Origin of the sequence: Algibacter ulvanivorans, from assembly GCF_048381495.1 — a bacterium.
In the GTDB taxonomy this organism is placed as follows: domain Bacteria; phylum Bacteroidota; class Bacteroidia; order Flavobacteriales; family Flavobacteriaceae; genus Algibacter_B; species Algibacter_B ulvanivorans.
On sequence record NZ_JBLWGD010000005.1, the window covers coordinates 213,060 to 230,184 of the forward strand.

A 17,125-nucleotide genomic window follows, 5' to 3' on the forward strand; every position below is an offset into this window, starting at 1 on the left:
CCATGGCTATAGATGTAGAAACAATTGGCGGTTCTAGCTGTACAGAAGTTTCTGGTGCTTTTTCACACACAGAACTTTATGTTGCATTATTAGAAGATTTTGAAACATTAACAGAACCGAAAGAACGTTGTGGGAATGAAGCTGCTGCAACTTTAGAAGAGCTAGTAACTATTACAGCAGATCATGCGTTTAAAACAGGAAAAGGTTTTACTAAAATAAAATGTATTGCCGATACTGTTGGGTTAGAAAGTAATCAAATTGGCGATGTTACCAAAAGTCCGGCAATAGAAAATAAGCTATCGGTTCAAATATTAGGGTCTACTCCTGAAATTTTAGGGTATAAACGTTTAATAAAAGGTAGAGATTTAATTGTTTTAGCTCCAGAATTTGGAAGCGGTCAAGTAAGACAAATTGGCTCTGCTAAATACCCAACAAGAATGGGAGAATTAAGCTCTAAAATAGAACCTACAGTTGAAGGAGAAAACACTTCAAGTATGGTTTTTATGGATAAACAAAGATATGACGCCCCTATTTATAAAGGCGCAATAACATTGCAACCTGAATCTATTTAATTTGATTGGTTAAGTTTAAGTTAGCAAAAAAACCACACGATTATCGTGTGGTTTTTTTTGTCCTACTATAATCATTTGACAATTGCCATTTTTACATTATGGAAATTGAAAAATGGTTTGAAAATGGCTGTAATTATCATGAAGGAGTTACTATTTATGCTTCATTAAAAGAGCATAGTGCTAACTTATTACGTTTGTTTTTAAGAAAGCAAAACACAGCAAACATTGAAAAATTAAAATATGAGCTTGGTAAATTAAGAAATCCAACAAATACCAAAATAACACCTCCTGTTATTAAAGAAAATAAGCAAAAACTTAAAATACCACCTTTATCTACTTCTTTAGAACTTGACCCAAAATTAGCAAAATCGCACACAAATTCATTTTACAAGCTTAATCAATTACACCCAGATTTACACCAATTAGCTATAAAACAACGTAACGATTTTCAAACAGCAATTTCGCTTCACTCTCAATTAACACGTTTACATGCATCAGAAGAAGGTCTTGCGTTAAAATTTTGTATACAAATAGAAGATTTATTTGATGCTATAGAAACAACGCAAAAAGTCTTAAAACACTATGTAACACATAAAGTAGCTTTAAACATTACATCTAGAAGTTATAAAGATTATACTGGCGGACAGTTGGCAGATGCTAGACGTAATAAGCGAACATCGGTTACGAAATTTAAAAATAAGGTGTCTTTACTTAAAAGTAAATTAGAACAAAATTTGTCCAAATCTGAAGCTACAAAAGTTAAAGTGGCACTCGAAAAATCCGAAAATAAACTACTGCATCATGAAATGGAGTTGCAACAATTAAATGACTTGATTAATAAAAAATGAATGATATACTTTCGCCTTTAGAATGGCATACAGAAAAGCTAAAAGTAAAAGATTTAGTTCCATGTGGTTATAATCCTCGTAAAATTACACCAGAGCGATTAGAGAAATTAAAAAAAAGTCTTGAGAAATATAATCTTGCTGAAATTCCTGCTGTAAATACTGACAAAGTAATTATTGCAGGTCATCAACGTGTTAAAGTTTTAATGGATTTAGGGCGTGGAGATGAATTAATAGATGTAAGGCTTCCTAATAGACCTTTAACAGAACAGGAGTTTAAAGAATACAATGTTGTTTCTAATATTTCTGTAGGATATTGGGATGTAGATATTTTAGAAGAATGTTTTGCTGATGTTGATTTACTAGAATTAGGATTGGATATTAATGATATAGATCTTCCTTCAGATATTTTACCAGATGATTTAAAGCAAGAAGAAGAGAAAGAAATAGATTTAACCCCACCTAAAGAACCTATTACTATTTTAGGAGACGTATATGAGTTGATAAGTAAACAAAAAGACTTAAAACACCGGGTAGTTTGTGGAGATAGTACAAATTCTAAAGACTATAAAAAACTTCTTGAATCTAAGCTATTTAATCTGGTGGTTACTGACCCACCATATAACGTAAATTATGAAGGTGGTACTAAAGAAAAATTAAAAATTAAAAATGATAAAATGGATAATGATTCGTTTTATACATTTCTTTATTTGTTCTATCAAGAAACTTTTTTAAACGCTGAATCAGGTTCTCCTATTTATGTTTTTCATGCAGATAGTGAAGGAGCTAATTTTAGAAACGCCTTAAAAGATGCAGGATATAAATTAGCTCAATGTCTTATTTGGGTAAAGAACAGCCTTGTAATGGGAAGGCAAGATTATCATTGGAAACACGAGCCTATTTTATATGGTTGGAAAGAAGGAAATGCCCATCCTTGGTATTCTGATAGAAAACAAACTACGGTATTAGAGTTTGATAGGCCAGTACGTAATGCAGATCATCCAACAATGAAACCTGTAGAAATTATTATTTATTTGATAAAAAACAGTTCTAAACAAAAGGATATTGTTGGAGATTTGTTTCTAGGTGGTGGCTCCACATTAATAGCTTGTGAACAAACTTGGCGTAATTGTTACGGAATGGAACTAGATCCAATTTATGTTGATGTAGACATCAGACGATGGTTACAATATATGCTAGATAATGGTTTGGAATTTTCAATTAAAAAGAATGGACAAGCATTGAATGAAATTGAATGGAAAAAATATGTAGAAATATAGTATATTTACTTTTCGAAACATTTTATTAAACTCAAAATCAAGGAAAGTACAATCCCACGTAAGTACAGGCTTTGCCTGTATTTTGCTTTTGAGTAAGATGTTTCGCAACCTTACGTGGGTATATAATACTTTCTAATTATGATAGATAAAACCTTAGAAATAAAGTCTTTTATAAAAAAACATTATTCTCCTAGTAATCTTAAACAAGCGAAAAAGGAACTTCAATTATCTACATCAGATGTTTTAAATTTATTATTTCAAATATTTCCAACGGGATGCATTGATGATTATGATTTACACGAAATACTTACTTCATTAGGTTATGAACCACAAAAACAAGGTGTTGCCAACTTTGTTTGGTGTTTAAAAGAAAACCTATAATTAAAATAACAATCTATAATTTTACTGTCCTACTTTAGGTTTTTGACAATTGCCAATTTTACATCATGGCAATACAACATTTACCAACAATAAAAACAGGCAACTCTTCTTTCGATAAGATTTATGCCTACTATAAAGATTCCTCAAAATATCCTCTAACAGAAAAGCAAACTGAATTAAAGGATAGATGGTTGGCTGCTTTCACGCTTCGTCAAAATTTCCATTCTAGAGAACAGGCTGCGAATGTTCTAATGGAAAAGTATGAGATTAGTAGAGCTCAAGCTTATCGTGATTTAAAAAATGCCGAACGCTTGTTTGGTAATGTAATGAAAGCTGATAGAGATGGCTCATTAGCAATTTTACTTGAATACTCACATAAATTTTTATTAATGGCCGTAAAAGCCAAAGATTTAAAAGCTATAGGAAAGGCTCTTGAATTAATGGGTAAATATGCCGAAGTGGACAAAGAAAACGCCATCAACTTTAATCCAGAAAAATTAGAAAACAAACCCGTTAAAATGTCTGTCAAGAAGGAGGTTGCAAATGCTTTATTAAGCCATCTGTTAACAGGTTCTTTAGATTTGAACCAGCTAATCATTGATGCAGATTTTGAAGAAGTAGAAGACAATGGCGAAGATTAGTAAGTATTTAGAGGTTATACTAAACGCAGCACAATTAGCAGCTGTGTTAGCTGTAACGGTTTTGAAAAAAACCAAAATATACCTTGAGTGGGGTCGTGGTACTGGAAAGTCTTTTATTCTGGCATTTTTTATGAAAGAAATGGTAAAGCAAATGCCTGGTGCCTCATTTGCTTTAGTCGGTTCTACATATCAACAAATATTAGCACGTACATTACCTTCTACAAAAAAAGGATTAGCGGTTTTAGGTATATATGAAGGCTACGATTATGTAGTAGGTAAAAATGGTGCAAAATTTGGTTTTGCCGAACCTGTTTATGCTCCAGATAAATGGGACAATATTATTCACTTTTCCAATGGAGCTATATTTGCTTTAGTGTCTTTAGATAATCCAAATAGTGGTCGTGGCTTTAATTTTTGTGGTGTTTTAGGTGACGAAGCGGCTCTATTTGATAAGGAAAGATTATTTACTAATGTTAAAGCAGCAAATAGAGCTAAAGAAGCGCGATTTGAAAAAGCTACATTATTAGGTGCTGAAATTTACGCTTCTTCTACTCCAATGACAAAAAAGGGACGTTGGTTTACTGATATGGAAGAAGTTGCAAAACGCAATCCTAAAAAGTATGCATTTATTAAAGCATCAGCTCTAATTAATAAACTAAACTTACGTGAGGAATGGTTTGAAGAAATGAAAGATGAATCTCCTTCTGATTTATACTATAATGCCGAAATTCTAAACATTCGCCCAAAAGAAATATTGAACGGGTTTTACCCACAATTAAAAGCCGAGAAACATTATTATACTGACTATGACAATGATTATCTAGAAAGTATTACATCCAACTACACTAAAGCTTCTTTTAATAGCAAACAAGACAATGATATAGATAAGGGTAGACCTTTAATTCTGTCTATTGATTGGGGCACATTTATATCTGCTGTAATTAGCCAGAAATTACCGAATAAATACCGTGTTCTAAAGTCTATGTGGGCTAGTCAATCTAGCGAGTCAAGAGACTTAGAAGATTTGATTAACGACTTTGTAGAATATTATGCGCCTTTGCCAAACAAGGTAGTACACTTATATTATGGTCACGATGGTAATGCTAAGGTTAGGAAAGGTACTAACGAAACTTATGGAGATGTATTGGTGCGATTACTCCAATCTAAAGGATGGACAGTATACGATAAGAGTAAGCGTAAGCCAGTAGCACCACATAATGACAAATACATTCTTATCAATATGATGTTAAAAGGCAGTAGCTCTCGTTACCCTAGTATCGAAATAAACGAACAAAACAATCCCGATCTTATTATTGGATTAGAACGCGCCGAAGCTTCCGAAGATAAAAATGGCATACAAAAAGTAAAGAAGGATGAACGTAATGAAAAGAAAAAGCAACAGCACACTACTCATCTACCCGATGCTTTTGATATACCTATCTTCTCTATCTATAAAGACTTATTGAAACCTAAAAAAGAATACTGGGACTTGCCAACCACGATGTAACCATTTCACAACTCAAATTTCATATATCCTGCAATTCGACACATGGCAATTGTCGTTCGTCATAGGATGCGGCGTTATGAGAACATAAAAAATAGATTTCAGAAGCCAAAAATAAAGTGTAACACACTAAAAATCAAAATTTTACATTTTGAAAAGTGAGATTTTAAGAGTAAAAACATTATAAATTATTGCTTTTTACATAATAACCATACTAAGAAGTATCTATTTTCTATAAAATACGAGCTTTTTTTAATACAAACTGTCTGAAAAATATCCTGTCCTATTTTAAAAATTGTAGTACACCGAAATTAGCATCATGAATAATGAAATTTCTTTTTCTGAAGCGTTAGCTATAATTGATAAAACAGATAAGCAAGGGAATGCTTATCCTTTTGATGTTTCTTTTAGAACACTTCAACGAAATTCAAAATCTGGAGGCCGACTTGTAGAGTATAAACAAGTGAGAAAATCACGTCCTAAAAATTACACACAAACTAATGCGTCATTATTAGCATCGGTTAAGTCTGGTAGTACTATTAAAAGAGATCCTAACCATAGTAAGAATAGAACACGCCTTTTAGAATTACAAAATGGCGACAAAAAAAAAATACACATTAGGTTAATAGACACCATTAATGGAAAAAAAATGCATTACTAAATGAGTACAATATTTCATGGCGACATAGCTATAACGGGAGAAAACACAAAAGCCTTAGTGTCATTTGCTTCAACAAAAAAAGCCGATGCCAATGTTACTACAGTTGTTTTACACACAGAATTAGAAAATGGAAAAATAGCAGCATGGGGAGCAAACAATGATTACCCACAACAAATTATAAAGAAAATAAAAGGCGCAGGATCATTACGATCTGGTTTAAGAACCAACAGAAAAGCTCATTATGGCTCAGGATTTATTTTAGCAGAAGAAAATCACGAAAACGGTAAACGTATTATCAGTCAAAAATGTTTTCACGAATACCCAGAAATCAATGCTTTTTGGAAAAAAAATCAAATGAAACGATTTTGGAAAGAAACCATCGCCGATTTAGAATTATGGGCGCTAGCATGCCCAGAGTATGTGTTGTCTAATGATTATAAGAAAATAAATAGAATTAAAAGACAGCAAACTGCTAACTGCCGTTTTGAGTTAATGGACGAATCCTCTCGATCAATTAAAAATATGTATATCTCATCAAAGTGGCACGAAGGCATAGATGAGGCGTCAAAGTATGCATCAAAAATACCTTTAATAGATAGTTATTGGTCAGCTACCGAAGTAAAAGAACATTGTAAAAAACACAAAATTCACAACTTTATACGCCCAATATTTTATCCATTAATAAATGAAAACTATTACCCAGACCCCGAATGGCTATCAATAGAATCTAGCGGATGGTTAGACATTATAAACTCCATTCCAAAATTCAAAAAAGCATTCTTAGAAGACAAAATGAATGTGAATTTACACATTGAAGTCTTTGAAGAATATTTCGAAAGAAAATACAAAGAAGATTGGGAAGGATTTACACCCGAAAAACGCCAAGAAATACGCTCTCAATTTGTAGAAGAATTAGACACTTCACTTCGTGGTGTTGATAACGGCGGAAAGTCTATAATGTCTATAATTTACAAAGATGAAAACGGAACACCACAACCAGGACTAAAAATAACCGAAATAGAAAAAGGAAAAAAAGACGGCGCTTATCTAGACGATACTTCCGCAGGAATTCAAGCCGCATTAACAGCCGCAGGCGTAGACCCATCGCTAATAGGCGCAGGAATACCCGGAGGTAAATTAGGCGCAGGATCAGGAAGCGATAAAAGAGAAGCATGGTTTATACTATCCGCTCTCATGAAATCAAATCGCGAAACAACCCTAGAACCTTTTGAGTTTATTCAAGAATACAACGGATGGAATGATAAATTAATAGGCGGTTTTGAAGACACCGTGCTAACCACACTAGACAAAAATCCAACAGGAACAGAAAAAGCAGCTCAATTATGATAATTAAAGACACCGAAACCCTACGTAAATACTTGTCAGTAAACGGCTCAGTAGAAATAGAAAACATAAAACCATACCTAAAAAAAGCCGAACGAAGCTTTTTAAAACCATTAATAGGAACAGCGCAGATACAAGTGTTTTGCAAAACACAAACAGACCCTATAATTATACAAGCCCAAGAACTAGCACAAGAAGCCATAGCAAATTTTGCATATTACATATATCTACCAATTGGTGCCGTGCAAATTACAGATAATGGTATACATGTTGTCGATAACGAAAATACCAAAACCGCATCCGACAAACAATTTAAAGAACTTCAAAGATCATTTAAAAAATCAGGACACGAAGCACTAGACGAGCTTCTAGAAGTCATGGAACAAAGTGCAGATAAATTTTCAGAATGGTTTAATTCTTCCAACCATACCATTTATAAAGAGTTGCTAGTAAATACCACCACAATCTTTAATAAATGGTTCTACATATTCAACTCAAGACAAACATTCGTTGCTTTAAAACCAAACATTCAAATTTCAGAAGATAGATTTATAAAGCCGCTAATAAACCCAGAATTATTAAATGCTTTAAAAACAAAACAAACAATACCAGAACGCCAAGAAGTAAAAACACTCCTGCAAAAATCTATAATAGCATTTACCATAATGTTAACTGTAGATAATGGCATGTTTGTGCTATCAGCCAAAGGCATACACATGCGTTTCGATGCTTTACCTTACGAAAACACCGTAACCAATATAAATTTAAAAGTAAACGATTTCCTAACCAGAACAAAAAACAATAAAAAAATCGAAGGCGAAGAGTATTTAAAAGAAGCCTTAAAAACAATAGAAAAAAACCTCGATAAATTTCAAGAATACACAATAAAACAAACACCAAAGCACATAAAATTAACCAACACAAAATCAATTTTAAGCGTATAAAATTCTGTCCTATTTTAAAAAATCAATAAACAAGATATTTGAATTATGATTAAAATTTATAGCGTATTACCACAAGGTTTAGGAACAAAAATACACTTCTTCAAAAGTGATACCGAAGAAATAACTTCCGATAATAACGAAATAACTTCCGATACAGATTAATATGGCATTTACCGAAACTATAAATATAGGAACAACCCCTGGCGATAAAACAGGCGATGGCGTAAGAACTGTTTTAAAACAAATACACGATAACACCGTATACAATAAAAACAATCCGCCAGAAGCCGCTCCAGGATTAAGCGCCTATCAAATAGCCGTTAATAACGGATATGTTGGCACAGAAGCCCAATGGATAGAAAGCCTAAACCCTTCATCAATAACATCAAATGAAGACATTGAAAAACAAGACACAAAATTATTAATCGCCAACCGCACATCTAATTTAGGCGGAAAAAAAGGTTATAAAATTATAAGAACAGGGTTTGATTGGGAAAACATTCCAATAACACACTCTAACAGTATTTGGGAAATAAGAGACGATTTCGATTTACAAGGCGCTACCATAACGCTGCCTTTAAATGTTATTTTAAACTTCGCAGGAGGCATAATTAAAAACGGAACAATAAACTTTAACAACACGTTCATTCCAACATCAGTATATCAAATTTTCGATAATGTTACTAAAGGCACAGGAGATTTTACTTTTGAAAAAGCATATGTCGAAAATTTTGGAGCACAAGGCGACGGAACAACAGATGATGGCTCCGCATTTCAATATGGCATCAACTTTTTAGGTTCAAACAAAACATTACACATAACCAGTAAAATTTATTTAGTAAACACACCTATAACCATAAATCACATATTTCAATTAGTTGGCGAAAACACTAAAGTAAACACAACAGGTTCCGTTATAAAAACAACAATTAATACAGGCACACTCATAACCAGCAATTACCCTTTAACACAATTAAAAGGAATCACATTCGTAGGGTCATCAAACGCTCGTGGCGAAGATGTAGCAGTAACATGTTTAAAAACTACCGGAAACCTACTAGGTAACAATTGCGACACGCAAATCTATAATTGTGTGTTTATGAAATTTTACAAAGCTATAGAAGCAGAAGGCAGAAATGTCGAAATCGAAAGCTGTATATTTTCAACACTAGCATACGCTTTATATATTGGAGCCACCGAAATATCAGACATCAGAGGGTTAACCATTCAAAATTGTCGCTTTCATTCGTGTGGAGGACCAACAAGCACAACATCGGTTATTTATATAAATCCCGCTTCAAATTTTTCAGAAGTATTAATAAATGGATACATAGATGATTGCGGAATATTCTTCAAAGGCTTTTCATCTGAAACTATGTTAATTAATATGAACGTAACAAAATTACGTCAACAATTTGCAGATATTGATGCAACAAATCATTCACAAATATTTAACCGCCGCACATTTCAAATAAAAAATAACAATATACATACCTACGACCCAGTTAACGAAACCAACTTAAGCCTTATTAAGTTAACAGGGTCATTCAATGCAAACATATCTAACAACATGATAAGTAGGGCAGGAGGGCATGCTATAGAAAACAATGTTACCCACGCTCGTATATCTGGAAATACAATATTAAATCCAGGACTAAATGAAGACGATACGTATTACGGTATAAAAATAAATGCCGTAGCCACATTTTGTTTTTTAGACGGAAACTACATAAAACAAGACACCGTTGCTACCGAAAATCCTAACTCAGCTAAAGCTGCCATAAGTTTAGATGCAGGTGGGTGCATGTTAAAAGGAAATTTTACACAAGGTTTTGCAAACACCGAAATAGAAGTAGCAAGTGGTGTGAGTTACTTTGGCGAAGGTGTAGAAACTGCAAATAGAGTAAGCTATGCTTCAGCAATGCCAACATCAGGAAAATGGACACAAGGTGATATTGTTTACAACACACAACCAACAAAAGATGGTAATGGTAACACTTTATTAGGATGGTTTAGATTGTCAACAGGTAGTGCAACAGGGAGTGCTTTTTGGTCAAACATGTACGTTTCAGACGTTTCAATATGATATAAAAAATGAATCTCGATATAGTAAGCATATTAAGTGCAATAACAGCCTTTATTTTAGGCGCTTTAAAATACAGAAGTGACCAGAAAAAAAAGAAACTAGAAATTGAAAATTTACAGCTCGAAAATAAAAAATTAAAAATCGAGCAAGAACAATTAAAATTTCAAAAGTTAGAACAGCACGAAAAACTAAGCTTTTATGATGATATCATAAAACTAGTCATAGTTAACTCTATTCAAGACTCTGTAAACGAACTATTCAAAATAACCACAGCCGACAGAATTTTAATTCTAACCGCAAGAAATGGAAAAACAAATTTTAAAACAGCAGATGCAATTATAGATTTTTACAAAAATCCAACACAGAAAATTGATGCTGTACGCATTTATACAAATGTAGCCTTAGATCAACCTTACATAAAAATGCTAAAAGACACCGAATACTATGGTTTTTTCGATATAGAAACAGCAAGAATGACCACTCAAATATTAAAACATTTTTATGAAACAGAAGGTGTAAAGCATGCTAGAGTATTACCAATAGCACGTTTACCAATAGACGATGAAAACGATTTTTTAATATACATGAGCATAGCAAAACACACAGATGTACCATTTACAATGGCCGAAAAAACAAGTTTCAATTTAAGCAACAACAATAGTTTTAAACCAAATATGCAAAAATTACTAAAAAAAGCATCATGAAAAACAGAGCTATAGCACTTATAATTACCATGATGGTAGGCGCAGGATTAACCGTGTACAATTACACAGGCGAATCTATAACACTACCAAATGGCACCGTTATAGAAACATCACAACTTCTAGAGCACGAAACAAAACACTATGCAAAAAGAGCATTAAAAAATACAGACTCTTTAACCATTTGGGTACATCACACCGCAGTTAGCTCAAGCGCATCAATAGAAGCTATTAACAATTACCATGTAAAACATAACGGTTGGCCTAGAATAGCATACCATTCGGCCATAGAACCAGATGGAGATATTTTAATTCTAAATCATCTTAGTACTATTTCATATCACACTAAAAACCAGAACACAAAAGGAATAAGTATTGTTTTACTGGGTAATTATAATGAAGACGAAATAACCCAAAAACAGCTAAAAAGCTTAAAACAAATTACAGAAGCATTGTGCACCATTTTACCAATAAAAGCCATAAAAGGACATCGCGATTCAAAACACTCAAATACAACATGCCCAGGTAATAAGGCATATAAAAAATTAAAACACGAATTATTTTTTAACAACTAACATTTAAAATCATGAAAAGACTATCCATTTTATTACTATTCGTAACGCTCTTTTTGCCCCAAATCAATCAAAGCCAAACCGAAATAACAACAGGTATTATCGACAAGTATTTAAAATTTGTAACGCTCGAAAAAAAATCGGTCAGTTACGAAGCCACCGTCGAGTATGATACCGGTACAAAATCATTCGTAAAATTAGGCTTAGTTGTCGACTCCTATAACGTCGATATACCAGAACTAAGCATAGCCTTAAAATCTCCAGAAATAAAAGGCTTACGTATAGAAAACGGTACCGTTTGGTTAAGCAACTCGCCAACACCTTACAGCAATGTAGTATCATTAAATATACATCGCGAAATTTGGTACGATGGCCAAGGCAATATAATTTCAGATGTTGTCTATTCAGATTCGCCCACCATTCCAAATTTAATCGATGTAAATGTAGACGATGATACCAACGAGTTTATAAATGCGATGGTAAAATTTATAAAATCTAAAAATTAACATTAAAAACAATTAGTATCATGAAATTTCAATTAAAATTCATTTTGTTAGCCTTACTATTATCAGTAAGCATTCCGGTAATGGCAAGTCAAGAAGTAAACTTTAGCGAGCCATCAACTATAGTATTATGGCTTACACCAGTATTAACTCTAATAGGCACATGGGCCTTAAAGTTTATACCTGCAATATCAGGCACACTCACATTAATAGCTGTACCAATAGTATCAGCATTAATATCGTGGGTAACAAACTACTTAACAGGAGACTCCAGCTATATAGAACAAATACTAGCAGGTGTTGGCGCAGTTTGGTTGCATCAACTTTACGAGCACTTAACAACAGATAATTAATAAATAAACAAAGCGTAGTTTATTAAACTATAGTAATAGGGGAGTTAGTTTAATTCGATTTGGTACTCGGCTACGCTTTTTTTAAACCCAATTTAAAATGGCACACAGACCAGTATTTTTTGAAGTAAAAGATTTATGGAAAGGCGCAGAAGCATTTTCAGATTTTGAGAAACAAGTACTAACATTATTATCAAGAATAGAAATATCAAAACCTATAAAATTGCGCAGAAAAGCCGCTCAATTAATAGAAGAAACTAAAGAGCTTGTAACCATAAAATCAAAAGAAAAATTATTAGTAAAAGTTCTCGAAGCTAGATGTTTATAATAAAATTCTAAAAAATGAAAAATGCAACTTTAGATTTAACACAAAATGCTAAACTCACTTTGTTAATAGATGAAGGTGTTTCTTATCAGCCATCAATAAGTGGGTTAAATATTTTAGACACCGAATATGCGTTACAAATAAACAATAAAACATATACTGTAGCCAATGGAGGTTTAATTCTAGAAGCGCAAACAAAATCTATTGTTATAAATATTTTAGAAACAGATTTTACAAAAGGAAATTATACAGGCAATTTAATTTCAAATTCGCGGCAAGCAGGGATATATTTTAATTTAAAAATTTATATAGAATGCTATGGAAATAACAATTAAATCAAACCTGCCACAGCAAACATTAACAGTATCAGCTGGTGGTGCAAAACAAGCCTTTTTAACCACTAATGAAGCCGAAGCAAATACCACGTTGTTAGTACAACATTACCCTAACATAACAGTAAATAAAAACTTAAATACGGAAGATTATGACGGATTAATTAACGGAGCTTCATATACAGATTATTACAACCTTGCAAAAAATTAAAAATTATGGCAAATGAACAGGAATTAAGAATTAAAGCATTAGCTGAAGCTATAGCGGCAGATGTAAAAACTCTATATGCTAATGCTGGGTCTTTAACAGGATTAAATACTTCTGATAAAACCTCATTAGTAAATGCAATTAATGAAGCGTTAGCAGCGGCAGGAGGTGTTACTAATTTAGCAATTGGCACAAATAACACAACTACTTTACAAATTACTTCAAGCAGCGGAGATAATGTAACTCTAACAGGTGCAACTGCTTTATTAGCAGGTTTAATGTTGGCCGCTGATAAAGATAAGTTAGACAATATTGAGAATGGAGCTACTGCAAATAGTGCAGATGCTACATTGTTAGCTAGAGCCAACCACACAGGAACACAGCCAGCATCAACAATTTCAGATTTTACAGCCGAAGTAAATAATCTAATTGATGCAGTAGTTAATGGCGCTCCTGGTGGTTTAAATACTTTAGACGAATTAGCAGCTGCATTAGGAGATGATGAAAATTTTGCATCTACTATTACAACCGCATTAGGCAATAGAGTAAGGTATGATGCTGCACAAACTTTAACCGTTGGACAAAGAGCTCAAGCTTGTGCAAATATTGGAGTTGGAAATCCAGACAGGAATTTTGTAACAGATTATACAACCGTTAGAGATGCATAATCATGGCAAATGAACAGGAATTAAGAATTAAAGCATTAGCTGAAACTATAGCCACAGATATAAAGGATTTATATTCTAAAACACTCTCTGGCGGCACGCTTTACAACCAAGCCACAGAGCCTACAGGCATTGGCACACAATTGCCAGATACTGCAAGTTTTGAAGCTAATACAGATATGATGCTTTATCAATCTACAATTAATGGTGTGTTAAGATATTTTTGGGTAAAACTTTAAAAACATGAATACAATAGCCTATTTAGTAAGTAAACAGCAGTTTTTAAATCAAGGCACACCAACATATACGCCTGTTAATTTAAAATATCCAGCATCGGGTAATTATTCTTCAAATGTTAATGAAAATTGGAGCTATAACTTAACAACTGGCACAGGTTTTAAAATAACATTTAATAACCTTGATATAGAAGAAGGATATGATTTTTTAAGAATTTTTAAAGACAATTTCAATCTTGAAAATGAAGTTTATGAAATAGATGGAACAAATCATGAAACAATATATGTACCAGGTAATTTAAGATTAAACTTTACTTCAGATAACTCCGTATCAGGAGAGGATGGAGATTCAACCCAATCAGGATTTGATATTGATATTCAAGAAATAAATTTAATAGATGTTTATAACAACGCTAATGCATCTAGTTATATTAATGAAGTTGATGCTATAGGTAATTATACAACAAACAGCACAGTAGCATTTACATCTATATCAAATGGTAGTGGAGGGTATAAAATAGTATTAAAGCCAGACACGGGAATATCTGGGTTATTAAGAGCATATACAACTTTTAATGTTGAAGCAGGAAAAACTTACGAAGTATATATAAAAGCTTATGAAGTTTCAGGAACAGGTATAGATTTTCGTTTAGTTGGTGGTTTACCAAACACTATATCATTCACATCAACTCAGCAAATTTACAGGCAAAAAATAACTCCTTCAGCAACTGGAGAACACACATTAACCTTCTTCATGTATGGTGCAGATTCAACACATGAAGCACATATAGAAATGATTTCTGTAATAGAAAACAATTAGTATCATGAAAAAAACACTAACATATATCGGTATAATAACAATTATAGTAGCAACAATAGTTGTTTTTAAAAAATGCAATCCCGAGCCTCAAGTAATCACAGAAACAAAAATTGATTACGAAAAAATAAAAGACAGTATAAAAAACGTATTAATTCAAGAGTTAGAACCTGTTTATATTGACACAGGAAGCACAAAATATATAAAAGGAAAAACAGTAATCAAATGGCGAGATAGTCTAGTTTTTGTAAAAAAACCAACAAACACATCTTTAAAAATAAGACGCTTTAAATCTATTTTAAATTCAAATAATGCATCAGCAAATTTAGATATTTTTAGCTCTGGAGAAGTTGTTCATGTCGATGGCACAATTAATTACACACAAAAAAATACCACCACCACAAAAACTATAATAAAACAACCTACAGGTTTATTTTTATATGGAGAAACTTCTATTAAACCAGCTCTCGAAAAATTAGAAGTAGGACTAGATTTAGTTACAAAAAAAAACATTTTTGGTGTAAACATAGAGTATATAAATGGCACACCAAAACCTATTTATGTTAATGCAAAAGTAGGTTTCAAACTCTTTAATAAAAAAAAATAGCATGGCACTAACAGATCAACAATTACAAACTTTAATTAACAACACGGCAGAAGCGATATATAATGCGCAAACATATTTGCAAGCCTGTAAAGATGAGTCTGTATTTTTCGAAATACAATACACATTAACATCTGTTGATGGATCAGAAATTACAAAAACCGCGCTATTAAACAATTTAGAAATGCAAAGCATTAAACAACTTAAACCAATAGATGTACCGCCACCAATAGGAAATCCACAATAAAAATGACAATAAAATTAGCCATACCAACACATTGGAATCAGTTAAATAATTGGCAATTAAAAAAACTCGCCACACTTTTACACCTTAATATCACAGGTGTATTATTCGATTACAAAACGTTTTTAATATTAAATAAAGCAAAGTCTTGGCAGTTATTAAAAATATTTAAAGTATTAAAGACTATTAAAAACGTTGGTTTCTCAACATTAAAGCAACACTATAATTGGTTATATTTAGAAACAACATTAACCAAATTTATACCCAAAATAAAGCTAAAAACAAAAACACTTTATGCGCCAGAAAAAAGGATAAGTAATTTAACTATAGATGAATTTGCACATGCCGACGATTTATTTTTAGGCTGGCACAACACACAAGATTTCGAGTATTTACAATATTTAACAGCCGTATTATACAGAGAAAAAAAATATGGTAAACGCGTTAATTTTGATAAAACAGAATTAGAAGTAAGAGCAAAATCACTAAAAAAAATTAACAAGCCAACCCTGTTAGCTATAGCACTAAGCTATCAAGGCTGTCGTTCTCACTTAACAAAACAATATCCTTTAGTATTTCCAAAACCTAAAACGCCACCAAAAACACCACCAACAAAATCTGGTTTCGGCAGCATAGTCTTACACTTAGCAGGTGGCAAATTTGGAACACACAACGAAACCAAAACTACAAATGTTTATACCTTTTTAAACGAGTTTACAGAACAATTAAAAAAACCACACGATGCCTAGAATAACCATGTTAATTATAACCAGCTATTTAGAAAATATTGCTAATAATCATGCATTAATACAAGATAAATTTCGCTGGAATATTTCTGAAGTAACAGGCCAATTAAGAAAAGGCGTAAACCTTCCTTTTATGGCTATTGATGCTGTTGAAACTAAAACTACCGGAGATAAAACAAAAATAATACACCTTAACTCCACAGCATTTACAATATTAGGAAAACCCAATACTAAAACTGGTAATTTAGATCAATATGAAGCACAAAATCAAGTGCTAGAATATTGCCAAAATATATGTTTCGACATAGAAAACCGAATACTACACGACGCACAACAAATTAAAGATGCCCAGGGAAATAAAAACTGGCTTTACGGATTAGTAGATCAAAATAGTTTTCATCACTTTAAAGTAGGCCCATTATATGCAGAAGGGCTATATGGTTACAGATGCGAAATTACTTTAAAAAATCAATCAACAATATGTGTTGAAAAAGATAAATGGAATGATTTAAATTAATTTTTGTATTTGTTTTTATAAACATAGTGGTTAAACCAAAGACCAAA

General features: G+C 32.5%; 24 protein-coding genes. All 24 read left to right on the plus strand.

Annotated features, from left to right (window positions below; translation table 11 throughout):
• Positions 1-2 precede the first annotated feature (2 nt).
• The 24 genes from ACNG5D_RS13150 to ACNG5D_RS13265 all read left to right on the plus strand — a co-directional run bounded on the left by ACNG5D_RS13150 (position 3) and on the right by ACNG5D_RS13265 (position 17,078).
• The gene (locus tag ACNG5D_RS13150; RefSeq protein ID WP_418183986.1) at positions 3-572 is read left to right on the plus strand and encodes a hypothetical protein; all 570 of its coding nucleotides are present in this window, start codon (positions 3-5) and stop codon (positions 570-572) included.
• Positions 573-670: 98 nt separating this feature from the next.
• A complete protein-coding gene (locus tag ACNG5D_RS13155; protein ID WP_418183987.1) occupies positions 671-1,420 on the plus strand; it encodes a hypothetical protein in 750 nt (249 codons plus the stop codon).
• Complete coding sequence (locus tag ACNG5D_RS13160; RefSeq protein ID WP_418183988.1) at positions 1,417-2,697, plus strand: DNA methyltransferase; 1,281 nt, start codon at positions 1,417-1,419, stop codon at positions 2,695-2,697. Before ACNG5D_RS13155 ends, ACNG5D_RS13160 begins: the two co-directional genes overlap by 4 nt.
• Before the next feature lie 138 nt (positions 2,698-2,835).
• The gene (locus ACNG5D_RS13165) at positions 2,836-3,078 is read left to right on the plus strand and encodes a hypothetical protein (protein WP_418183989.1); all 243 of its coding nucleotides are present in this window, start codon (positions 2,836-2,838) and stop codon (positions 3,076-3,078) included.
• Positions 3,079-3,143: 65 nt separating this feature from the next.
• Positions 3,144-3,719 carry a hypothetical protein gene (locus ACNG5D_RS13170; RefSeq protein ID WP_418183990.1) on the plus strand — a complete coding sequence of 192 codons (576 nt, stop codon included), beginning with the start codon at positions 3,144-3,146 and terminating at the stop codon, positions 3,717-3,719.
• Positions 3,706-5,226, plus strand: coding sequence for a terminase large subunit domain-containing protein (locus ACNG5D_RS13175; protein ID WP_418183991.1), 1,521 nt, complete (start codon positions 3,706-3,708; stop codon positions 5,224-5,226). Before ACNG5D_RS13170 ends, ACNG5D_RS13175 begins: the two co-directional genes overlap by 14 nt.
• A gap of 316 nt (positions 5,227-5,542) precedes the next feature.
• Positions 5,543-5,884: a hypothetical protein gene (locus ACNG5D_RS13180; RefSeq protein ID WP_418183992.1), complete on the plus strand. Its 342-nt coding sequence runs from the start codon at positions 5,543-5,545 to the stop codon at positions 5,882-5,884.
• Entirely contained in the window at positions 5,885-7,231 is a 1,347-nt protein-coding gene (locus ACNG5D_RS13185; protein WP_418183993.1) for a hypothetical protein, read from the plus strand.
• Entirely contained in the window at positions 7,228-8,172 is a 945-nt protein-coding gene (locus ACNG5D_RS13190) for a DUF6712 family protein (RefSeq protein WP_418183994.1), read from the plus strand. Before ACNG5D_RS13185 ends, ACNG5D_RS13190 begins: the two co-directional genes overlap by 4 nt.
• A gap of 163 nt (positions 8,173-8,335) precedes the next feature.
• Positions 8,336-10,258: a pectate lyase family protein gene (locus ACNG5D_RS13195; protein ID WP_418183995.1), complete on the plus strand. Its 1,923-nt coding sequence runs from the start codon at positions 8,336-8,338 to the stop codon at positions 10,256-10,258.
• A gap of 8 nt (positions 10,259-10,266) precedes the next feature.
• The gene (locus tag ACNG5D_RS13200) at positions 10,267-10,962 is read left to right on the plus strand and encodes a hypothetical protein (RefSeq protein WP_418183996.1); all 696 of its coding nucleotides are present in this window, start codon (positions 10,267-10,269) and stop codon (positions 10,960-10,962) included.
• On the plus strand, positions 10,959-11,534 hold the full coding sequence (locus ACNG5D_RS13205) for a peptidoglycan recognition protein family protein (RefSeq protein ID WP_418183997.1): 576 nt from the start codon (positions 10,959-10,961) through the stop codon (positions 11,532-11,534). The genes ACNG5D_RS13200 and ACNG5D_RS13205 overlap by 4 nt, the downstream gene beginning before the upstream one ends.
• Positions 11,535-11,545: 11 nt before the next feature.
• Positions 11,546-12,037 (plus strand): hypothetical protein, encoded by a 492-nt coding sequence (locus ACNG5D_RS13210; protein WP_418183998.1) that lies wholly within the window; start codon positions 11,546-11,548, stop codon positions 12,035-12,037.
• Positions 12,038-12,057: 20 nt separating this feature from the next.
• Positions 12,058-12,387, plus strand: coding sequence for a hypothetical protein (locus ACNG5D_RS13215; RefSeq protein ID WP_418183999.1), 330 nt, complete (start codon positions 12,058-12,060; stop codon positions 12,385-12,387).
• A 97-nt stretch (positions 12,388-12,484) separates the two neighbouring features.
• The gene (locus ACNG5D_RS13220; RefSeq protein WP_418184000.1) at positions 12,485-12,712 is read left to right on the plus strand and encodes a hypothetical protein; all 228 of its coding nucleotides are present in this window, start codon (positions 12,485-12,487) and stop codon (positions 12,710-12,712) included.
• A 14-nt stretch (positions 12,713-12,726) separates the two neighbouring features.
• Positions 12,727-13,044: a hypothetical protein gene (locus tag ACNG5D_RS13225; protein ID WP_418184001.1), complete on the plus strand. Its 318-nt coding sequence runs from the start codon at positions 12,727-12,729 to the stop codon at positions 13,042-13,044.
• A complete protein-coding gene (locus ACNG5D_RS13230; protein WP_418184002.1) occupies positions 13,028-13,252 on the plus strand; it encodes a hypothetical protein in 225 nt (74 codons plus the stop codon). The genes ACNG5D_RS13225 and ACNG5D_RS13230 overlap by 17 nt, the downstream gene beginning before the upstream one ends.
• Before the next feature lie 5 nt (positions 13,253-13,257).
• The gene (locus tag ACNG5D_RS13235) at positions 13,258-13,917 is read left to right on the plus strand and encodes a hypothetical protein (RefSeq protein WP_418184003.1); all 660 of its coding nucleotides are present in this window, start codon (positions 13,258-13,260) and stop codon (positions 13,915-13,917) included.
• A 2-nt stretch (positions 13,918-13,919) separates the two neighbouring features.
• On the plus strand, positions 13,920-14,153 hold the full coding sequence (locus ACNG5D_RS13240; RefSeq protein WP_418184004.1) for a hypothetical protein: 234 nt from the start codon (positions 13,920-13,922) through the stop codon (positions 14,151-14,153).
• 4 nt (positions 14,154-14,157) lie between these two features.
• Positions 14,158-14,970, plus strand: a complete 813-nt coding sequence (locus ACNG5D_RS13245; RefSeq protein ID WP_418184005.1) for a CUB domain-containing protein — start codon at positions 14,158-14,160, stop codon at positions 14,968-14,970.
• A gap of 4 nt (positions 14,971-14,974) precedes the next feature.
• Positions 14,975-15,574, plus strand: a complete 600-nt coding sequence (locus ACNG5D_RS13250; protein WP_418184006.1) for a hypothetical protein — start codon at positions 14,975-14,977, stop codon at positions 15,572-15,574.
• Between the two features lies 1 nt (position 15,575).
• Positions 15,576-15,818 carry a hypothetical protein gene (locus ACNG5D_RS13255; RefSeq protein ID WP_418184007.1) on the plus strand — a complete coding sequence of 81 codons (243 nt, stop codon included), beginning with the start codon at positions 15,576-15,578 and terminating at the stop codon, positions 15,816-15,818.
• A gap of 2 nt (positions 15,819-15,820) precedes the next feature.
• Positions 15,821-16,564 (plus strand): hypothetical protein, encoded by a 744-nt coding sequence (locus tag ACNG5D_RS13260; protein ID WP_418184008.1) that lies wholly within the window; start codon positions 15,821-15,823, stop codon positions 16,562-16,564.
• Positions 16,557-17,078 (plus strand): hypothetical protein, encoded by a 522-nt coding sequence (locus ACNG5D_RS13265; protein WP_418184009.1) that lies wholly within the window; start codon positions 16,557-16,559, stop codon positions 17,076-17,078. The genes ACNG5D_RS13260 and ACNG5D_RS13265 overlap by 8 nt, the downstream gene beginning before the upstream one ends.
• Positions 17,079-17,125 lie beyond the last annotated feature (47 nt).